The sequence below is a fragment of the Methylomagnum sp. genome (assembly GCF_054333355.1).
The window spans coordinates 1-6,150 of sequence record NZ_JBTEKS010000261.1 but is presented as its reverse complement, the minus strand read 5'-3'; the positions used below and the strand labels follow the sequence as shown (position 1 = coordinate 6,150).

Sequence of the window (6,150 nt, the reverse complement as noted above, 5' to 3'; positions counted from 1 at the left end):
ACCAGCGCCTACCTGGAAGCGAAGCAGCCCGCCAAGGCCGAGGCGCGGCTCAAACAAGCCCAGGCCCTGGACCCGAAACAGGCCGGTGTTTACCAGTTGCTCGGGCTTGTGGCGCTGAGCCAGGGCCAGGAAGGGGAGGGCGTGAAGGCGCTGGAAAAAGCCAGCGAATTGAACCCGAAGTGGCTGTCGCCCCAGATGGAACTCAGCGCGTACTTCGGACGGCGGGGCGACTGGGAGCGGGCCGTCGCCGCCGCCCGGAAGGTCGTCGAGGCGGCACCGGACGATTGGTCGGCCCGGGCGACCCTGGCGAATCTGCTGGAAAAAGCCCGCCAGCCGACGCAGGCGGAGCAGGTGTACCGGGACTTCATCGCCCGCCGCGAGGGCCAGCCGGAAGCCGTCAAGGCCCGTGGGCAACTGGCTGAATTCCTGGCGCGGGCGGGCCGCGCCGACGAGAGCAAATCGCTGGTGGACACCGCCCTCGCGAACAATCCCCAGGACCACGAGGCCCTGTTGCGCAAGGCCCGGCTGGCCCTGGCCGACAAGCAGCCGCAGGACGCCATCCCGCCCTTGCAGGCCATCCTCAAGGACCAGCCCGACGCGGTGGACGCGCTGGTTCTGCTCGCCACCGCCCAGCAGTTGAGCGGCCAGCCGGACCAGGGCCGGGATAGCCTGGAAAAGGCCGTCCGCGCCAGACCGGGCGATTTTGGGCTGAGGAAAAGCCTGATCCAACGCTTGGTCCAGCGCCAAGACCTGCCCGCCGCCTTCGCGCAAGCCGATGACTTCCTCGCCGCCCAACCCGCCAGCTTCGACGGGCTGAACCTGAAGGCCGACCTGCTGGCGATGGACAAGCAGGACGCGCCGCTGGAGTCCCTGCTCAAGGACATCAAGGCCAAGTTCCCCGACCATCCCCAGGCCGCGTTCCGGCTGGGCAGCTTTTACCAGAGCCGGGGCAAGCTCGATCTGGCCCTGGCCGAATACGACATCGCCCTGCAAAAGTCCAAGAACGCCTACGAACCCCTCAAGGCCATGGCGTCCGCCTATCTGGAAATGAAGCAGCCCGCCAAGGCCGAGGCGCGCTTGAGGAAGGTCTTGGCGGAAAACCCCAAGCACGGGGGCGCCCACCAGTTGCTCGCGGCCCTGGCCTTCGCCCAGAACCGGGGGGAGGAGGGCGTCAAGGCCGCCAACAAGGCCATCGAACTCGATCCGAACTGGTTGCCGTCCTATGCCGCCCTGGCGGGTCATTACGAGCGGCAGGGGCAGCCCGCCCGCGCCATCGAGGTGTACCAGAGGGCGCAGGCGGCCGTTCCCGGCGATGTCGCCATCGGATTCGGGCTGGCCCGGGCCTATGAGGGCGCGAAGCAGTTCGACCAAGCCATGGCCCAGTACGAGTCCATCCTCAAGGTCCAGCCCGACAACCTCCTGGCGGTCAACAACCTCGCCAGCCTGCTCAGCGCCACGCCGGGCCGGACGCCCGAGCTTCCCAGGGCGCTGGCCTTGGCGAAGCGCCTGGAAGGCTCGGAGGAACCCGCGTTCCTCGACACCCTGGCCTGGATTCATTGCCTCGCCGGTGATCCGGCCAAGGCGCTGCCCCTGCAAGTCAAGGCATTGGAAAAGGCGCCGCAGGTGCCGGTGTTCCAATATCACCTCGGCATGATCTACGCGAGGCAGGGCGACCCGGCGCGGGCCAAGGAGCATCTCGCCAAGGCGCTGGAAACCAAGACGGAGTTCCCCGGCATGGACGAGGCCAGGGCGGCCTTGGAAGGGCTGCGCTAGCCGTGGGGCGGCGCACCGTCCCGTTGTGTCGGCGCAAGCGGCCCGTTATATCCATGAGCCAGTGGGCGTTCGACCGTTTCATCGGACGCCCACGTGACTCATATTGAATCTGGGGTGGAACGACGTAGAGAGATAAGTTATATCCCATATTCATGCTCATTTGGGATGGGTGATTGAATCGTAATCCTCTGTAAATAAAGCGGTTATGTCTATTGGCACGGCGTTTGCTTTGACCTCTACCATCCTGGCGGGTGGCCAAGCTTTATTGCGAACCTCTTTAGGGCTGGGCGCGGGTCAATGGTGGCCCGGCACCGACCGTCAATCCACCCCATTCGGAGATTCTATGGGAATACGATTCGACAACATGAGACAAGCGCCTCACGCCCAGCCGGGATGGGGGCGGCACGGACGATTCGGGCGGCTGGCCGGTTTGCTGGCGGGTGGCGGGTTCGCCGCCGCGCTGCTCTGGTCCGGCGGTGTCCTGGCCCATTGCGATCCGGCGGATGGGCATTTCGAGTGCGGCCAAATACCCGAGGACGACATCTTCGCCGACCGTGCGCCCGGAGCTGGCGATAAGTTGGTCGGTAATGTCCCCAGTCGGAAGACGGCGGCGGGCGCGGGGAAAATCAAAATCAAAGCCGAGCTGGTGAATCAGCGCTATTCCAATGGCGCCCGCCAGTATTACCTGCTGGTGGATGTCGCCGTGCCGCTGCCCGCCACCGCGCTGGGCCTTTCCGACAAGGCGCAAGCCCAAGACGCTAGGCCGGTGCTGCGTTATTACCATGCGGATCAGTCCACTCCTTACGCGGAGTGCTTCCTTGAACCCCGTTCAGTCAAGGCGGCTTCGGCGGTGTACTCGCTGGGGATGAAGGCCAACGCCGCCCACACCTTGCTGCGCTGGGGACATTGCGACGATGCCAAGTCGGCGGGATTCGATTCGATCTTTCCCAAGGCGATATCCGGCGACAAGGCCGTGCTGGTGGGCGCGGACGGCAAGCCGCTGGCCGAGTTTGAGGCGCCCATCGTGGTGGATGTGCCGCTGCCCGACAAGCTGAAGAAGCTGGCCCAACCCGCCACGGCGAAGCTGCTGGAAGCCAGCGCCGCCTACAAAATCAAGAAGTGATCCGGCCCCGCGCCGCGTTCATCTCCCTATAAATTCCGGGAACAATGATATGCAAGACATTCCCAAGCGCCCATTGCACGCGCCTCTGGCTGGGCTGATAGCCACTCTTATCACAGCGGGACTCCCCGCCTTGGGATACGCCCACACTGGCAATCTCCCGCCCTCATTGAAAGATGTCAAAGTGCCAGACATCCCCGGCCTGCTGGACGGCTCAAAGCCCATCGTAATGAATCAAAGCAAGGCCATCGCCTTGGGCAAGGCCCTGTTCTGGGACATGAACGTCGGCAGCGACGGCATGGCCTGCGGCTCCTGCCATTTCCACGCCGGGGCCGACACCCGCAGCAAGAACCAGCTCTCGCCCGGCAAGGCCCATCTGCCCGGCAAGTTCTCGGACTCCAACGCCTACGATCCCAAAGACCCACGCGGGCCGAACCTCGCCAACTGGCAACTGACCAAGCGGGATTTTCCCCTGTACAAGTTCGATCCCCAGACCGGCAAGCTCATCGAGGATTCCTACACCTACAACGCCGTGGCGTCTTCGGGCACCTTCGCGGGGGACTTTGTCGGCGTGGCCAAGACCACGCCGGCCTCCACCGGCGCGGCCAAGGACGAATGCAAGGCTTACACGGCTTCCGGCGCGGGATTGGACCAGACCTACCACGTGGGCAATCTGCACACCCGCCGGGTGGAGCCACGCAACGCCCCGACCTTCATCAATGCCGTGCTGTTCGACCGGCAGTTCTGGGATGGCCGCGCCAACCACGCCTTCAACGGCGTATCCGTGTGGGGGCCGCGTGATCCAGATGCTTACCTGTGGGTGCTGGATGGCGGGGCCGTATGGAAAACCCGCATGGCCCTGGAAAACGCCTCCCTGGCTTCATTGGCGGTGGGGCCACCCCTCAACGAGTTCGAGATGTCCTGCAAGGGTCGCACCTGGCCGGACATTGGTCGGAAGCTCCTCAAGCGCCGGGCACTGGAAGCTCAGGAAGTCCACGCGGAAGATAGCGTGCTCAGCCCCCTGCGCAACGCCAGCGGTAAGGGGCTGAGCGTGACTTACGAGCAATTGGTCAAGGATGCCTTCGACAGCCGGTTGTGGGCGGCGGGCACCCATCCTTCGTTCGGCAAGCCCCGCTATGACAAAACCGGCTTCAGTCAGGCCGAGGCGAATTTCTCGTTCTTCTTCGGCCTCGCCATCCAGATGTACGGGGCGACCTTGATTTCCGACGACACCCCGTATGACCGGGCGAACCTGGCCTTGCAGGACGGCAAGTTCGTGGATCGGAACAACGTGCTGACGCCGCAACAGGTGCAAGGCTTCCAGGATTTCAACGACGCCCATTGCATCTTCTGCCACACGGGGCCGCTGTTCAGCACCGCCACCCACCGGGTGACGCGCTACAAGGACGGGGATTCGGCCCAACGCACCATGGTCAACCGCATCGCCACCCAGGACGGCAGCTACCGTTTGGCCGACACCGGCTTCCTCAATAACGGCGCGGTGCCCAGCGTGGCCGATCCGGGCCTCAACAACGTGGACGACTACGGCAAACCGCTGGCCTTCGCGCCGCAATATCTGGCGGGCTTGGCCGGTCGGAGCGCCTCGGTGTCCGAGCCGCTGCCGCTCATCCAGGCGTGCAATATCGGCTTCAACGGCCAGGGCAATTTCAGCGTTTCGGAATTCGGCGCGGGCAATGTGCTGGCCGATCCGGCGGGTTCCAGCGGCTGCGCCGACCCCGCCTCCGCCGTCGTGCCCAAGCCCGACCTCGTCGCCGCCGCCTTGGACCGGGGCGCGGCGGAACAGCGCCTAGGCCCGCCCGGCGCCCAGTTCAAGACGCCGCAGCTTTACAACGTCGAGCTGACCGGACCCTACATGCACAACGGCGGCATGAGCAGCCTCGACCAAGTGCTGGATCAATATCTGGTGCAGGTGGGCAATTTCACGCCCGGCAATTCCGTCAACCACGTCAACCCCGACATGCACAAGGGGCTGATCTTCCAGGCGGCGATCAACCGGGACAATCTGGCCGCCTTCCTGTTGGCCCTGACCGACGAGCGGGTGCGCTACGAGAGAGAACCCTTCGACCACCCCCAAGTGCTGGTCCCCAACGGCCATCCCGGCAACGAGCAGCAAACGCAAGGCTCCGGCACTGACGCGGGTCTGGCGCGGGACGACATCCTGGTGGTCCCGGCGGTCGGCAAGAATGGCCGGACCACGCCGCTCGAAACCTTCCACGACCTGCTGCCGGATTGAGTCCGGCGGCAGCACTGAACCGAATCCAAGGAAACGCTATGAACAAACGCATCCGCAAAGCCGTCGCCCTGATCCTGGCCGGGAGTGGGCTGTCCGCCGCGTCCATGGACGCGGGCGCCATTACGATCTTAGGCACCATCTCTAACACCGGCACTACCTCCGCCAGCGGAGCCGAAGCCACCAAAAATGGCCTTCCGCTGTATGCTTGGGATGGCAACAATTCCCACATCGGGGTGCCGAATGTTTTTTCCGGAACCTCGAAAAACTTAGGCTGGGCGCACAATTCAATCTGGTACGACGTCCTCATCACCAAGCCCGGCAATTACACCTTCAGCTTGGTCCGCACCAACCCGGCCCAGCCGGGCTTCAACCCGGCATTCACCTTATGGCCGGTGGGTGCCAAGCCCTTCGATTCTCAGAATTGTCTCGGCCACTGCGGTGACATCAACAATGGCAAGAACGGCACCCATTCCTATAACCAAGTAGCCGCGCCAAGCGCGATCAATGCCAGTGCGTGGATGCTGGGCAATGCCGGAACAGCGCCTGGCGGTGGCAGTTTCAACTGGACGCCTCGCGAGGGTTACGGCGCTGTGACCGGATTTATCGGCTATGCCAACTCCGGCCCCGTGGGTTGGAAGAACGGGATGCCCATCAACAAAGACCCCGGCAGTACCGACTACAACCTGAGCCAGGATCAGAACGAGGTCCGCGAGGGCTACGTCAATATCTCGACGGGCGGCGGACTGGGGGGCAGCACCTTAGGTGCCGACTCGAATTTCAGCGCCCCGTTGGGCGGTGGGCGGGCGGCGTTGAATCTCTACAATCTGGCCGCCGGGCATTATTTATTGGCGATGGGTGGCAGTTGCCCTCTCAACAATTGCGGCAGCTTGAAAAACGGCGCTGATTACCGCCTGGAAATCACGGAAATCACTGGCGGCGCACCACACGCTTCCGCCAAGGTCGCCAGTCCCTCTGTCCGGGCGGGTTCATTGGTTCTGTTGGA

At 64.0% G+C, this 6,150-nt stretch carries 4 protein-coding genes; all 4 read left to right on the top strand.

Going from position 1 to position 6,150, the window contains the following annotated elements:
- Positions 1–1,773, top strand: a 1,773-nt coding sequence (locus tag ACXWUF_RS16505) for a tetratricopeptide repeat protein (protein WP_458495744.1), incomplete at its 5' end; no start/stop codon positions are given.
- A 364-nt stretch (positions 1,774–2,137) separates the two neighbouring features.
- Positions 2,138–2,896: a hypothetical protein gene (locus tag ACXWUF_RS16500; protein WP_458495743.1), complete on the top strand. Its 759-nt coding sequence runs from the start codon at positions 2,138–2,140 to the stop codon at positions 2,894–2,896.
- A 49-nt stretch (positions 2,897–2,945) separates the two neighbouring features.
- Positions 2,946–5,147, top strand: a complete 2,202-nt coding sequence (locus ACXWUF_RS16495) for a cytochrome c peroxidase (RefSeq protein WP_458495742.1) — start codon at positions 2,946–2,948, stop codon at positions 5,145–5,147.
- Positions 5,148–5,185: 38 nt separating this feature from the next.
- On the top strand, positions 5,186–6,150 hold a 965-nt coding region (locus tag ACXWUF_RS16490), incomplete at its 3' end, for a hypothetical protein (protein WP_458495741.1).